Here is a 14,286-nt window from a genome sequence, read left to right as displayed (position 1 = left end):
TTATCCTCCTAGTTTGTAGCGTCTGGTAATAAATCTTCCATTAATTTTGCATTGTTGCTATAATCTACAGGAATATCTACGATAACTGGTCCTTCTTCTGCCATTGCTTTCTTCAGTACATCTTCTAATTCACTAGAGTGATTCACTTTATATCCTTTTGCACCCATAGATTCTGCATATTTAACATAATCAACAGGACCTAAGTCAACTGCTGCACCTTTACCATATTTACTTACCTGCTGAAATTTAACCATATCATAATGGCCATCATTCCAAATAAGTTGTACGATTGGCGCTTTAAGTCTTACTGCAGTTTCAAGTTCCTGACCTGAGAATAAGAAACCTCCATCTCCCGCCATAGAAACAATTTTTTTACCTGGTCGGACAATTGATGCTGCAATCGCCCAAGGCAGTGCTACACCTAATGTCTGCATCCCATTTGAGAACAAGAGATGACGTGGTGCATAACTTCTAAAATAACGTGCCATATAAATATATAAAGATCCTACATCTACAGTAACTGTCGTTTCATCATCAATTAATTCACGTACTGCTTTAACGATATGTTTAGGATTTACTTTCTCAGCATTCAAGTAATCTTCAGGTAATTCATATTTCTTTTGAATCATATTTGCAATATTTAATAATATTTTTTGAGCATTTTCATCAAGCTGTATATCATCTGGCTCTAATTTTTCATCTAATCGTTGAATTGTGAGCGCAGTATTACCGATCAATTCCGTTACCGGTGCATAATGATTGTCAATATCACTTTGCACTTCATCAATATGAATAATTGTTTTTTCATTCTCTTTATTCCAAATCACCGGATCATACTCAATTGGATCATAACCCACTGAAATCACTAAATCTGCATGTTTTAATAATTCATCACCGGGTTGATTTCTAAATAATCCAATACGTCCGAAGAAATGTTCTTCTAATTCTCTTGAAATAATGCCAGATCCCTGGAAGGTTTCTACAACTGGTATCGCATTATTCGTCATAAATTTTCTTATTGCGGCAGTATTTTCTTCAGATGATGCACGCATACCAAGTAAAAATACAGGTAACTTGGCTTGTTTAATTCTTTCAGCTAAAGTATCAATTTCAAAATTAGGTGCCGGTCCTAAAACAGGTGGTTCTTTTACTTCTATCGCATTTACCTCCACGTTTTCTGCAGATATAACATCTTGAGGTATACTTACAAAAGCTGCACCTTTACGCCCTTCAACACTGGCACGAAAAGCATTTGTAACTGCTTCAGAAATACTGTTTGCATCCTGAACTTCAACTGAATATTTAGAAACGTGACTCATCAGACCAGCGTTATCTAAAGATTGATGTGTACGTTTTAAACTGTCTTCTCGTTTAACATTACCACCAATCGCAACAACCGGGTCACTTTCAGAATTTGCGGTCACTAATCCTGTCGCTAAATTGGTTACCCCAGGTCCACTTGTTACAAGTACAACACCAGGTTTACCTGTGATACGACCGATACCTTGTGCAATAAGTGCCGCATTTTGTTCATGACGTGTCACAATGACTTCGGGCCCTCTATCTTCTAAAACATCAAATGCTTTATCGATTTTCGCTCCAGGTACTCCAAATACATGTGTCACACCATGATTAATTAATGTATCAACGAATAAATCTCCACCAGATTTTTTCATAATATTAACGCTCCTAATTAGAATTATATTTTTTACAATTTAAATGCTAGTACGAATGCATGCTTACTTCAAATGATACGCCTTTAAAATACATATAAAACGTTTCCAACAATATTGAAGCGTTTTCAATACTGTTCGGGAAATAAAAAAACTAAAGCACAACTTAAAAATTGGGCTTTAGTCTTTTTAATTTATTCTGTTTCTTCTTCGTCTTCAAAAATATCATCGAAAGATGAATTTTCTAAAATATCTTTTTGAGTGTCATCTTCTTCATCTTCAAGCGTACCAACAACATGGCCGTCTTCAGCTTCAATATCTTCGTTGTTATCTTCTAATGCTTCTTCTGTTAATGTCGTTTCTTGTTTGGCTATCACTTCACCGGGCAACTTATCTTCGTCAATTACATCGACGTCTTCTTCTTTCTCTACTTTTGCAACGGTCGCAACAAGTTGTCCTTCACCTAACTTAATTAAACGAACACCTTGTGCTGAACGACCATTTTGAGAGAATTCAGCAACATCTAAACGAATGATTACACCTTGATTCGTCACCAACATAATATCTTCGTCACCGTTAACTGTTGTGATACAAACAAGATTACCGTTCTTCTCAGTAATGCTTGCTGTTTTAATCCCTTTACCACCACGGTTAGAAATACGGTATTCTGCTTCACCCGTACGTTTACCATAACCATTTTCAGTAACAATCAATACTTCATGTTCACCATTAGATTCAATAACGTCAAGTCCTATTACTTCATCGCCTTCGCGTAATGAAATACCTTTTACACCTGCAGCTGTTCTTCCGAGTGGACGCAGTTTATCTTCTTCGAAACGGATGAGTGATGCATTTTTTGTACCGATAATTAGTTGTTTATTACCATCTGTTAAACGTACAGCAATCAGTTCATCGTCTTCTCTAAAGTTAATTGCAATCTTACCGTTTTTATTAATGCGCGCAAAATGAGAAAGATTCGTACGTTTAATAATACCTTGTTTCGTCGCAAATATAATAAAGGCATCTTCACGTTCTAAGTCTTTCACCGCAATCATCGTGCTAATCTTTTCATCTTTTTCCAGTTCTAATACGTTAACGATTGGGATTCCTTTTGATTGACGAGACAGTTCAGGTATTTCATAGCCCTTAACTTTATATACACGTCCCATATTCGTGAAGAATAATACATTATCATGAGTTGACGTCGTTACCATTTGACTAACAAAGTCTTCGTCCAAAGTATTCATACCTTGAACGCCACGTCCACCACGATGTTGTGTACGGTATGTTGATGCTGGTAAACGTTTAATATAGTTATTATGGCTTAAAGTAATAACGATATTTTCTTCATCGATTAAATCTTCATCTTCTAAATGATCAAATCCACCTGCAGTAATTTCTGTACGACGTTCATCGCCATATTTTTCACGGATTTCAATTAATTCTTCACGAATAATTTCCAGTAATTTTTCTTCATCCGCTAAGATGGCTCTTAATTCATCGATATATTTCAGTAATTCCTGGTATTCTTCTTCAATTTTGTCACGTTCAAGTCCTGTTAATCGGCGCAGACGCATATCTAAAATTGCTTGTGCCTGACGCTCAGAAAGCTTAAATTGTTCCATTAAGCCTGCCATCGCTTCAGCATCATTTTTTGAACCACGAATTAAAGCAATAATTTCGTCGATATGATCTAATGCAATACGTAATCCTTCTAAAATATGTGCACGATCTTCAGCTTTCTTCAAGTTATACTGCGTTCTACGACGAACCACTACTTTTTGATGCTCTAAATAATGATAGATTGCTTGTTTGATATTTAAAACTTTCGGTTGTCCATCAACAAGCGCTAACATATTCACACCGAAAGATGTTTGTAATGGTGTTAATTTATATAAATTATTTAAGATCACATTGGCATTCGCATCACGACGAACGTCAATAACGATACGCACACCTTCTTTTAAACTTGTCTCATCACGTAAATCTGTAATACCATCAATCTTTTTATCACGGGCAAGTTCCGCTATCTTCTCTACTAAACGTGCTTTATTCACTTGATAAGGAATTTCTGTTACGATAATTGTTTCTTTACCATTAGGACGTGTTTCAATTAAAGTTTTCGCACGCATAATGATAGAACCACGACCTGTCTCATAAGCACGACGGATGCCACTACGTCCTAGTATTAAGCCTGCAGTAGGAAAATCAGGACCTTGAATAAATTCCATTAATTCAGGAATCGAAATGTCAGCATTTTTACTTAACTCTAACACACCGTTAATCACTTCTGTTAAGTTGTGTGGAGGAATATTTGTTGCCATACCAACCGCAATTCCTGACGCACCATTCACAAGCAGGTTTGGGAATCTAGAAGGTAGCACGACTGGTTCACGTTCGTTACCATCGTAGTTATCTGTAAAATCAATCGTATCTTTGTTGATATCGCGCATTAATTCCATAGCAATCTTAGACATACGCGCCTCAGTATAACGCATCGCAGCTGCACCATCGCCGTCCATAGAACCAAAGTTTCCTTGTCCATCAACGAGCATATAACGATAGCTGAAATCTTGTGCCATACGAACCATTGCCTCATAAATTGAAGAGTCACCGTGTGGGTGATATTTACCCATAACATCTCCTACGATACGTGCAGACTTCTTATAGGGTTTATCTGGCGTCATTCCTTGATTATTCATTCCGTATAATATACGACGATGTACAGGTTTCATACCATCACGTACATCCGGTAACGCACGAGAAACGATTACACTCATCGCATAGTCAAGAAACGAATCCTTCATCTCTTTGACAATATTCTGGTCTTGTAGTTTTGAATCGTGCTCTAAAGCCATAAATGGCGCCTCCTTAAAATACTATCTTTATACATCAACGTTTGCATAAACGGCGTTTTCTTCGATAAATGTACGACGATGTTCAACAACATCACCCATTAACATTTCAAAAACTTCATCCGCTTCTATCGCATCACCTAAAGTCACTTGTAACATCGAACGGTTCTCAGGGTTCATTGTCGTCTCCCATAACTGGTCAGCATTCATCTCACCCAAACCTTTATATCGTGCTAATTGCCACTTCGGTGTAGCTGGTAATTCTTCTCTTAATTTATTTAATTCACGTTCATTATAGACGTAATATTTTTTCTTTCCTTGTTCCACTTTAAATAATGGTGGCTGTGCAATATAAATATATCCCGCTTCAAGTAGTGGTCTCATAAAGCGATAGAAGAAAGTAAGTAATAGTGTTCTAATGTGCGCACCATCAACATCTGCATCGGTCATAATAACAATCTTATGATATCTTGCTTTTGAAATATCAAATTCGCCACCGATACCAGTACCCATCGCAGTAATCATAGAACGGATTTCATTATTTCCTAAAATACGATCTAATCGCGCTTTTTCAACGTTTAAAATCTTACCTCGTAACGGAAGAATTGCCTGTGTCTTAGAATCGCGACCAGACTTCGCTGATCCACCGGCAGAATCTCCCTCAACGATGTACAATTCGCTTATTGATGGATCTTTACTTGAACAGTCTGCAAGTTTACCAGGAAGACTAGAAATTTCCAGGCCAGATTTACGTCGCGTTACTTCACGTGCTTTCTTCGCAGCAAGACGCGCACGAGATGCCATAATACCTTTTTCAACGATAATGCGAGCAACTGGTGGATTCTCCATTAAGAATCTTTCAAAGTTTTCCGCAAATAGATTATCTGTAATTTGACGTACTTCTGTATTGCCTAGTTTCGTCTTCGTTTGTCCTTCAAACTGAGGATCACCATGTTTAATAGACACTACCGCAGTAATTCCTTCACGTACATCTTCCCCTGATAATTTCTCATCGTTTTCTTTAATCAGTTTATTTTTAGCACCATAGTTATTAATGACACGTGTTAATGCACGTTTAAAGCCATCCTCATGTGTTCCACCTTCATATGTATGAATGTTATTTGCATAACTTAAAAGGTTTGTTGAGTAACCATTGTTATATTGTATTGATATTTCTACTTCAATATCATCACGCGTATCATGAATATAAATCGGTTCAGGAAATAATACTTCTTTAGATTTATTTAACAATTCAACATAAGACTTAATACCACCTTCATAGTGGTATTCATCTTCAATTACTTCTTCTTCACGTTCATCACGCACTGTAATCTTAATGCCTTTGTTTAAGAAAGCAAGTTCACGTATACGCTTTTGTAAAATTTCGTATTCATAAACTGTTGTTTCCGTAAATATTTCCGGATCTGCTTTAAAGCGTATTTCTGTTCCAGTTTTATCTGTCTCACCAATAACTTTCAAATCGAAAGCAGGTACACCTTGATGATATGCCTGATGATGAATTTGTCCGTCTTTATGTACATATACTTCTAAAGTCGATGATAAGGCGTTAACGACAGAAGAACCTACTCCATGTAAACCACCAGAAACTTTATATCCGCCACCGCCGAATTTACCTCCGGCATGCAGTACTGTTAAGATAACTTCAACAGCAGGACGACCCATTTTCTTATGCATTTCAACAGGAATACCACGCCCGTTATCTGTAACTTTAATCCAGTCATCTTTTTCTATTACTACTTCAATTTCATCCGCATATCCTGCTAATGCTTCGTCGATACTATTATCAACGATTTCCCATACTAAATGGTGTAAACCACGTGATGCAGTAGAGCCGATATACATCCCTGGTCTTTTTCTAACTGCTTCTAATCCTTCTAATACTTGTATCTGGTCAGCACCATATTGATCTAAATTTTGTTCCAAGATTGTCACCTAGCCTTCAATTAGTCGAAATATGTCCATCAGAAACATTAAATAATTTCGCTCTGTTGATTGTTTCATGTTCAATACCATCCACTGATGTTGTTGTTACAAATGTTTGAACTTTATGTTGAATTGTCGTAAGTAAATGTGTCTGCCTTAAATCATCGAGCTCGCTTAATACATCATCCAACAATAGAATCGGATATTCTCCCACTTCCAGATTAATCAATTCTATTTCAGCAAGCTTCACTGATAAAGCTGTCGTTCTCTGTTGACCTTGTGATCCGTACGTTTGCACGTCAATATCATTGATGGCAAAAGTAATATCATCACGATGTGGGCCAAATAAACTTTGTGCACGTTCTATCTCACGTTTACTTTCTTTATTTAGCAATGTAACACAGGCTTCAATCATGGCCTGTACGTCATCAATATATTCAAGACTTGATACATACTGTAATTTTAAGTTTTCTTTTTGTTTTGTAATACCTTGATGAATAGGTAGGGCAAGTTCCTCCAGTTTTTCAATGAATGATTTACGTCGCTGCGTAAGTTTTACCGCATATTCCGCAAATTGTTCATTCAATACTTCAAGCATCGTTGTATCATTATTACCTGAGATTTTAAGTTGCTTCAGATGATGATTCTTTTGTTTGAGTATTCTTTGAAAGTTGGATAAATCATTAAGATAAACAGCAGATATCTGGCCGATTTCCATATCGATGAAGCGGCGTCTTATTTGCGGACTACCCTTAACTAAATTTAAGTCTTCCGGCGCAAATAAAACGACATTCATATGGCCGATGTATTCAGTCAGTCGCTTTTGTTCTAAATGATTCACTTTCGCTTTTTTACCTTTTGATGAAATTGTGAGTGATAATGGCATGACGCCATGTCGGTATGCTAAGTCACCTTCAATATGACTAAATTGTTCACCCCAGGTAATTAATTCTTTATCATTTGAAGTTCTGTGACTTTTAGCCATCGCTAAACAATATATCGCTTCTAAAAGATTTGTCTTTCCTTGTGCATTAATACCTATCAAAATATTTACTTCATCGCTAAAGTCTAATTTGACGGAATCATAATTACGATAATGCGATAAGGATAATGATTTTAACTTCATTATGCTTCCGTGTAAGTAATCTTGTAAGTTTCGCCTTCAACTTCTAAAAGATCATCCTGATGAAGCTTCTTACCACGTCTGTTTTCTTCTTCTCCGTTCAACATTACCGGGTTATCCTGCAGATACCATTTCGCTTGTCCGCCCGTTGAGATAATCCCTTCTGCTTTTAGAAATTGACCTAACGTAATCTCACTATTTAGTTCGACTATATTTACCATTCACGGTTCACTCCTATTCCATGTCAGTCATTATATAATTATACCTTTAATCATTAAAAAATGCATGTCTTTTCACATAAATAAAAACGCTGAATGCTTATCATTCAACGTTTTTATTTATGAACATTCCATATTGTTTTTAAAATCCTTTATTTTGCATCTGCATTTGATTTTCTAACGAGTAGCATCATCACTGTAATTAACAAAAATGCTGTTCCCGCTAAAAACGGAATTGTAATAAAACCAAAATAATTCACATACTGTGTACTACAAGGAACACCACCAACACAAGGTTTGATTGGTGCAAATCCGGGAATCTTCTGTTCCATATAGTGAATAACTGAAATACAAAACCCGATAACAGAGAATGTCATAATCAAATATTTATAGTGATATGCATTTGTAAATGCTGCAAAACCAGCGATAATCACTAAAGGATACATTAAAATCCTTTGATACCAACATTTTTCACAAGGTACATAATGCATGATTTCTGAAAAATATAAACTACCTAACATCGCAACCAGTGCAATTACCCAGGAAATATAAAAATATTTAGTGTTTTTCATTATTTTAACGCCTTATCAATAGCTTCTGTAACCGCATCGATGTTCATCGGATCAGCAAGTGCTTTACCGTTAACAATAATTGTTGGTGTAGAAGTGATATTGTGTTTTTGATATAAATCAATATCTTTTTGAACAGCAGCTTTCTCACTATTCGCTTTAATTGCATCAACTATTTTTGCTTCGTCTTTTACGCCTGCTGTTTTAAGTGCTTTCTTAACTGCAGACATCGTTAACCATTTATCTTGAGAACCATTATGCGTTTGTAATTTAAATAATGCATCATGGAATGCCCAATATTTATCAGGATCATTTTTTAATACTGTTTCACCAGCAAGTCCGCCTAAAATTGATTCTTCAGCATGGAACGGTGTATGAATAAAGTAATAGTTTGCTTTCCCTGTATCAAAGTATTTTTTCTTGAGTTCAGGTTTCATATTGCTATCAAAATATTTACATGCTGGACATTTAAAATCTCCAAATTCAATGACTGTAACTTTCGCACCTTTTTTCCCCATCATCGGTTGACCTTTAAGATCGACTTTATTAGTGTCCACAGGATTTTTACCTTGATTGTTATTGACTGTAGAATCAACTGTCGATGTGTCGACACTATCTGTTTCAGCTTTATCTTTTTGCTTCATAATCACCATTGCTGCTAATGCTCCTACAACTAGTAATGTAAGAACCATCGTAAAAATTAATGAGCTTTTATTCTTCATCGAATTGACCTCTCTTTATTGTGTATACACAATTTGTTATTTATTTTTATATATTTTTAAAATACATAGTATAAATATTATATTAAATAAAATAACAATGCCACAATAAAATAGTTAATCTTTTGTGAACTATTTTGTTTGCAATGCTCTTTTAAAATTCTTAATCAGTCCTTTATCGTTACTGAATACACTGCCCTTGTATATTTTTGCTGCGATAAAAAACAGTGCAATAATTGTAACGATACAAATAATGATACCAATGATAATCTGAGCATCACTCGTTTTCTGAGAAATGGTTCTGAGTAACATTACTTGTGGTGTGAAGAAAGGAATAAAGCTTGTAATCTTAACAAGCATTGTGTCTGGTGTTGTTAAGCTAAACATCGCAATATAGAATGCCGCCATATTTAAAAATGTGACCGGCATTATCGCTTGACCTATATCTTCTATACGGTTTGTAAGAGAACCGACAATCGCACTTAAACTGATATATAGCAATAAGCCTAAAATTAAGAAAATAAGTGCATACATAAGTACACGAACATTTTCCTGTGTAAATTTAAATCCAAAACTTTCAATCGTTTTATTTAAATTAAATACTTGAACACATACAAAAATTGTAATCGCATAGATGATAATCTGTACCAACGCTACTGCAATGACTCCAATAATCTTAGCCATTAAATGTGTAATTGGTGAAATACTTGTGACAATCATTTCAATAACGCGTGATGATTTCTCCTGAGCAATTTCTGTAGCAATTTGACTTCCATAGTTAATCGTAATGAAGAAAATTAAAAAGATTCCTGCATACACTAATGCTGTATTTACTGCTTTACTTTCCTCTGACACTTTATCGTTAGCATCTAATGGTTTAATAACTTCATTATCAACTTTAGCCTGTGATAAAACTTTTGCTAATTTATCAGGCGCAAGATTTAGAGACTTTGCAATATTATTGCTTTGAAAAGCAGTCAATGTTGATTGTATCTGCATCAGTTCATCTGTTCCTAAGCTATCTAGTGTATAAACCTTACTTTCAATTGTTTTATCTGTATTTTCTTTAATATCAATCAATACTTTATATTTTTCATTTTTTATACCTTTTTTCCCCGCTTCAAGATCAACTATCTTTAACTTCTTTTTCTTATCTAATTTTTGATATTCATTTTTAAATACGGTTGATAATGTTTTGTCTTCGGAAGAAATAACAGTAATATCATCTTCACTTTTATCAAAGAAATCATAAATTTTATCAGCGTTACTTAATGCGATAATCGCTAGTATTACGATCAACGTCGAAATGATAAACGATTTACTCGATACTTTTTTCCAGAATGTTAACCAAAATGTCGGTATAAATTTATTCATGTCTATTACCTACTTTCTCAATGAATATTTCATTTAGAGATGGTTCATTGACCTGGAATCTTGAAACATAGCCCATTTGTTTAACAGCATCGAATATGATAGGTGCTACCTCTCCATTAGCAATTTGAATACGCACATCATTTTTATTTTGACTAAATTTTGTTACGCCAGGAATATTCGCTAACGTACTAAAATCATGTTGTCCTTCGATAATAATTTCTTTCTTGCCAAAATCATGTTTCACTTGTTTAATTTCTCCTGAAACAACCGTCTTACCTTTATTCAAAATACATACATGTTCACACATCTCTTCTACATGTTCCATGCGATGCGAACTAAATACAATCGTAGCACCATTTTCATTGATTTCTTTAACAGCTGATTTTAACAATTCTACATTCACTGGATCAAGACCACTAAATGGTTCATCCAGGATTAGTAGTGATGGATTATGAATGATGGCACCAATCAATTGGATTTTTTGTTGATTACCTTTAGATAAGTCTTCGATTTTCTTATTTTTATTTTCTGGTACATCGAAACGATCGAGCCAATAATCCAGAGCTTTATCAATATCCTTTTTGTTCATACCTTTTAACTGGGCTAAATACTGAATTTGTTCACTTACTTTTAATTTTGGATTTAAGCCACGTTCTTCAGGTAAGTAACCTATTTTGTCAGTGACAGAATAATCAATCGGTTTACCGTTATATGTAATTATTCCTGCCGTCTTAGATAGAAGACCTAAAATCATGCGAAATGTTGTCGTTTTTCCCGCACCATTTCCGCCTAAGAAACCAAGCATCTCACCAGCAGGTACAGAAATATTGACATTGTCTACTGCTTTGAAACCATTAAATTCTTTACTAACATTCTCCAGAATCAGCATTTTACTACCTCCATCATAGTTTTTGAGGATTTCCATACTTTAAGAAAATAATGTTATCTCACTTAAAATAGTAATATATTTCATATTTTATGACAAGTATATTTGTCAAAATAAAAACTTTATTTGTCAAAACAAAAAGCTTAAACCAGAATTTGGCTTAAGCTTTTAAATTAATATGTTCTTATCGGCAAAATAAGCTGAACTAAATTTTCATCTTCTTCGGGCTTCAGAATAAATGGTCGCATCGTTCCAAAGAACTCGATTTGAACATCATCATTATCAATGGCACGTAGTGCATCCATCATATATTTTGAGTTAAAGGAAATTTTGATACCTTCTCCTTCAAATTTATTTGTCTTAACATCTTCTTTCACCGTACCGATTTCAGGAGAAGTAGAAGATAATTCTACTGCATTCTCTACAGCGGATAATTTAATAACGTTATTTCCTCCTTCTCGCGCGAGTAATGAAGCACGATCAATCGCGTGGAAAAAGTCTCCATTATTAATAGATAATGCCGTCTCATAGCTTTCCGGGAATAAACGTGATGTATCTGGATAATTTCCTTCAAGCAAACGTGAAATAAAGTTAATATTACCAACTTTGAATAATACTTGGTTTGATGCAAAGAAAATATCGATTGTTTCTTCAGTATCATCAATAATTTTATTTAACTCACTTAATGCTTTTCCTGGAATAATGACATTGATTGTTTCAATGTTCGTGTTTTCCAGTTGCAACTTTCTTAAAGCTAAGCGATGTGAATCTGTTGCAGTACAGTTTAATATACCATCACTTATCATCCAGTTAACACCTGTTAACACTGGTCGTGTTTCTGACGTGGACACTGCAAAATTAGTTTGTTTGATAATATTTTTTAATACTTTAATTGGCAAAGTTATTGCTTCTTGTTCACTTACTTGTGGTAATAATGGATATTGATCTGAATCAATACCCGATACATTAAATTCTGATTGTCCTGAAGTAATTTTTGCCTGGAAGTTATCGTTTGTTTCAATCGTTACAGTATCTGCAGGTAATTTTTTAATGATATCTACAAAGAAACGACCTGGTAATACGATTGATCCTTTCGTATCAACAGATAAAATTTCATTGTCGCCTTGTTCAGTAGGAATCGTAATTTCAATCGATACTTCTGAGTCTGACCCTGTTAATACTAATTTGTTATCAAAAGCATCTAATTTAATACCCGTTAACACTGGTAAAGTTGTTCTTGGAGAAATGGCTTTTAATGTATCATTCAATTGAGTAATAAAGTGATCTCTTTGAATTGTAAATTTCATAATGAATAAGCTCCTTAAAATGATATTTATATATATATTTTATCTCTTTTAAAATCGTAATAATAGTAGTAAGGGCTGTGAATAGGTGGATAAGTCTATTGAACTGAGTGAAGCGTAGATATCCACATGTGTATAACTTGTTTATATGTCGCAAAAAGTTATACACAATTTTAACTTTATCCCTTGATATCTTTTTCGATATTTTTTAAATCACTTTTCAAACTATTATCATGTTCTAATTTTTTTCTGATCTTTTCATGCGCATGTATGACAGTTGTATGATCTCTTCCACCAAATTCTTCACCAATTTTAGGTAAAGAAAAGTCAGTAAGCTCACGTGCTAAGTACATTGCAATTTGTCTAGGAAATGCAATAGATTTAGTACGTTTTTTTGCACTGAAATCTTCTAGACGTATATTATAGTAAGCACCAACAGCTTCCTGAATATCCTGAATCGTTACTTTCTTTGGTTTACTAGAAGCGATAATATCTTTTAAAGCCTCAGCTACTAAATCAGAGTTTAGTTCACGGTTTACTAATTTAGAATAGGCAACAACTTTTGTCAGAGCACCCTCAAGTTCACGAATATTTGATTGAATTTGAGTGGCGATATAAAGCATTGCTTCATTTGGAATCTCTATATTTTCTTCCTCTGATTTTTTACGTAATATTGCGATACGTGTTTCAAGATCAGGTGGGGTAACGTCTGTCGTTAATCCCCATTCAAAACGTGAGCGTAAACGTTCTTCTAAAGTAGGAATTTCTTTTGGAGCACGATCACTTGAAATTACAATTTGTTTATGATTTTGATGAAGTTCGTTAAATGTATGGAAAAATTCTTCTTGTGTCGATTCTTTTCCAGCTAAAAACTGAATATCATCTATAAGCAGTACATCAACATTACGATATTTCGATCTAAATTCTTCAGTTTTGTTGTCTTTAATAGAATTGATGAATTCATTCGTAAACTTTTCACTTGAAGTATATACGACCTTTGCATTTTCCTTATGTTCCATAACGTAATGACCAATTGCGTGCATTAGATGTGTCTTACCTAATCCTACGCCACCATATATAAACAGCGGATTGTATGCTTTTGCTGGTGCTTCAGCAACTGCTAAACTTGCTGCATGACTAAAGCGATTACCGCTTCCGATGACGAAAGTGTCAAAGGTATTATCAGTGTTGAGTTGACTTGGCAAAATTTCCTGAGAAGCAGGTCTTTCAGCAGGTTTATTTGCCTGAAAATCAGTATCGGAATCATCAAATTCATCAGAAATGACTTTAATATTTAAATGTTCTCCGATAGTTTCTTCTATTACTTCCTGAATTAAGTTTAAATAATTTTTTTTCAGCCAGTCTGCATTGAAAGAAGTTGGTGCTAAAATAACGATTTGATTGTTATCCAGAGATTTGATCTTTGTTTCACTAAACCAAGTATCGTAACTTGCGTTCGTTAGTTTTGTCTGTAATTTTGTTAAAACTTTATCCCATATCGTATCGATTCCACTCATAATGTTCCTCTTTCTTATAAAAAAATTTCAAAGTTATACACAGTATTAAAAATGTGAATAAACATAAAACACAGGTTTGAATAGTTTATCCACAAACTATACAC

11 protein-coding genes are annotated in these 14,286 nt (G+C 34.5%); all 11 read right to left on the bottom strand.

Annotation, left to right across the window (positions count from 1 at the left end; translation table 11 throughout):
* Nucleotides 1–8: 8 nt before the first annotated feature.
* The 11 genes from alsS to dnaA all read right to left on the bottom strand — a co-directional run bounded on the left by alsS (nt 9) and on the right by dnaA (nt 14,182).
* Nucleotides 9–1,676 carry an acetolactate synthase AlsS gene (gene alsS / locus KFV12_RS00055; RefSeq protein WP_254256956.1) on the bottom strand — a complete coding sequence of 556 codons (1,668 nt, stop codon included), beginning with the start codon at nt 1,674–1,676 and terminating at the stop codon, nt 9–11.
* Nucleotides 1,677–1,867: 191 nt separating this feature from the next.
* Nucleotides 1,868–4,531 (bottom strand): DNA gyrase subunit A, encoded by a 2,664-nt coding sequence (gene gyrA / locus KFV12_RS00050; protein WP_254256955.1) that lies wholly within the window; start codon nt 4,529–4,531, stop codon nt 1,868–1,870.
* Between the two features lie 27 nt (nt 4,532–4,558).
* Nucleotides 4,559–6,481 (bottom strand): DNA topoisomerase (ATP-hydrolyzing) subunit B, encoded by a 1,923-nt coding sequence (gene gyrB / locus KFV12_RS00045; protein ID WP_302054721.1) that lies wholly within the window; start codon nt 6,479–6,481, stop codon nt 4,559–4,561.
* Between the two features lie 7 nt (nt 6,482–6,488).
* Nucleotides 6,489–7,598, bottom strand: coding sequence for a DNA replication/repair protein RecF (gene recF, locus KFV12_RS00040; protein WP_240838293.1), 1,110 nt, complete (start codon nt 7,596–7,598; stop codon nt 6,489–6,491).
* On the bottom strand, nt 7,598–7,816 hold the full coding sequence (gene yaaA, locus KFV12_RS00035) for a S4 domain-containing protein YaaA (protein WP_096077751.1): 219 nt from the start codon (nt 7,814–7,816) through the stop codon (nt 7,598–7,600). The genes recF and yaaA overlap by 1 nt, the downstream gene beginning before the upstream one ends.
* Nucleotides 7,817–7,965: 149 nt before the next feature.
* A complete protein-coding gene (locus KFV12_RS00030; RefSeq protein WP_099581655.1) occupies nt 7,966–8,385 on the bottom strand; it encodes a disulfide oxidoreductase in 420 nt (139 codons plus the stop codon).
* Entirely contained in the window at nt 8,385–9,104 is a 720-nt protein-coding gene (locus tag KFV12_RS00025; protein ID WP_254256954.1) for a DsbA family protein, read from the bottom strand. Before KFV12_RS00025 ends, KFV12_RS00030 begins: the two co-directional genes overlap by 1 nt.
* Nucleotides 9,105–9,233: 129 nt before the next feature.
* Nucleotides 9,234–10,475: an ABC transporter permease gene (locus KFV12_RS00020; protein ID WP_111716952.1), complete on the bottom strand. Its 1,242-nt coding sequence runs from the start codon at nt 10,473–10,475 to the stop codon at nt 9,234–9,236.
* Nucleotides 10,468–11,364: an ABC transporter ATP-binding protein gene (locus KFV12_RS00015; RefSeq protein WP_254256953.1), complete on the bottom strand. Its 897-nt coding sequence runs from the start codon at nt 11,362–11,364 to the stop codon at nt 10,468–10,470. Before KFV12_RS00015 ends, KFV12_RS00020 begins: the two co-directional genes overlap by 8 nt.
* Nucleotides 11,365–11,534: 170 nt before the next feature.
* The gene (gene dnaN, locus KFV12_RS00010) at nt 11,535–12,671 is read right to left on the bottom strand and encodes a DNA polymerase III subunit beta (RefSeq protein ID WP_239242259.1); all 1,137 of its coding nucleotides are present in this window, start codon (nt 12,669–12,671) and stop codon (nt 11,535–11,537) included.
* Nucleotides 12,672–12,844: 173 nt separating this feature from the next.
* Entirely contained in the window at nt 12,845–14,182 is a 1,338-nt protein-coding gene (gene dnaA, locus KFV12_RS00005) for a chromosomal replication initiator protein DnaA (RefSeq protein ID WP_111716956.1), read from the bottom strand.
* Nucleotides 14,183–14,286: the final 104 nt, after the last annotated feature.

This window comes from Macrococcus epidermidis (assembly GCF_024205965.1).
Lineage (GTDB): Bacteria > Bacillota > Bacilli > Staphylococcales > Staphylococcaceae > Macrococcoides > Macrococcoides epidermidis.
Note: the sequence above shows the minus strand (reverse complement) of the source record. Positions and strands in the feature narration are given on the sequence as shown.

What these genes read in the sequence shown, in the direction of transcription:
- dnaA (WP_111716956.1), bottom strand. Translation starts at nt 14,182, where the DNA reads ATGAGTGGAATCGATACGATATGGGATAAAGTTTTAACAAAATTACAG.
- KFV12_RS00025 (WP_254256954.1), bottom strand. Translation starts at nt 9,104, where the DNA reads ATGAAGAATAAAAGCTCATTAATTTTTACGATGGTTCTTACATTACTA.
- alsS (WP_254256956.1), bottom strand. Translation starts at nt 1,676, where the DNA reads ATGAAAAAATCTGGTGGAGATTTATTCGTTGATACATTAATTAATCAT.
- KFV12_RS00015 (WP_254256953.1), bottom strand. Translation starts at nt 11,364, where the DNA reads ATGCTGATTCTGGAGAATGTTAGTAAAGAATTTAATGGTTTCAAAGCA.
- KFV12_RS00030 (WP_099581655.1), bottom strand. Translation starts at nt 8,385, where the DNA reads ATGAAAAACACTAAATATTTTTATATTTCCTGGGTAATTGCACTGGTT.
- recF (WP_240838293.1), bottom strand. Translation starts at nt 7,598, where the DNA reads ATGAAGTTAAAATCATTATCCTTATCGCATTATCGTAATTATGATTCC.
- yaaA (WP_096077751.1), bottom strand. Translation starts at nt 7,816, where the DNA reads ATGGTAAATATAGTCGAACTAAATAGTGAGATTACGTTAGGTCAATTT.
- KFV12_RS00020 (WP_111716952.1), bottom strand. Translation starts at nt 10,475, where the DNA reads ATGAATAAATTTATACCGACATTTTGGTTAACATTCTGGAAAAAAGTA.
- gyrA (WP_254256955.1), bottom strand. Translation starts at nt 4,531, where the DNA reads ATGGCTTTAGAGCACGATTCAAAACTACAAGACCAGAATATTGTCAAA.